1 protein-coding gene is annotated in these 587 nt (G+C 62.5%); it reads right to left on the bottom strand.

Annotated elements, in window-relative coordinates; all coding sequences use genetic code 11:
- On the bottom strand, positions 1 to 587 hold a 587-nt coding region (locus tag EOA60_RS36315), incomplete at both ends, for a GGDEF domain-containing protein (RefSeq protein WP_164899940.1).

Genomic DNA, 587 nt, shown 5'->3' with positions numbered 1-587 from the left:
TGTCGGCGTGGAAGACCGACCAGTTGCCGATGCCGCCTGCGCGCGCATTCTGCAGCGCCAGGTTCGAACGGCGAAGGATGAGCACCGGATCGACGCCGTCCTTCGGCATCGCCACGATGCCGACGGACATGCTGACCGACTGCAGATGCGTCTGGAGCTGGTAGGGCTCCAGCATGCGGTTGATGAATGTTTCGAGGAACCGTTCGAGATATCCCCGGATCTCACGGTCCGGCAAGAGCACGGCGAATTCGCCGGCGCCGAGCCGTCCGATCACGACATCCTCCGGCATGCTCTCCTTCAGCCTTTTGGTGAAGGCGCGGATCAGCTCGTCGCCATGACTGTAGCCGATGGCGTCGTTGATCTGCTTGAAGCGGTCGATGTCGATATCGATCAAGTAGACCGGTTCGCCGGTCTCCAGCGTTTCCGCTGCCGCCGCCGCGACCTTTCCGACGATCGCCTGGCGCGTCAGCAGGCCGGTCATCTTGTCGAAATGGGTTTCCTTGAAGACGTATTCGGCCGATTCATCGATGCCTGCGAAGAAGGACATCGCGGCGCCGCCGGCGGAAAGGGCACAGAGCGCGGCGATG

This window comes from Mesorhizobium sp. M1A.F.Ca.IN.020.06.1.1, assembly GCF_004023265.1.
Classification (GTDB): Bacteria; Pseudomonadota; Alphaproteobacteria; order Rhizobiales; family Rhizobiaceae; genus Mesorhizobium.
This window is presented reverse-complemented; position numbering and strand designations above follow the sequence as displayed.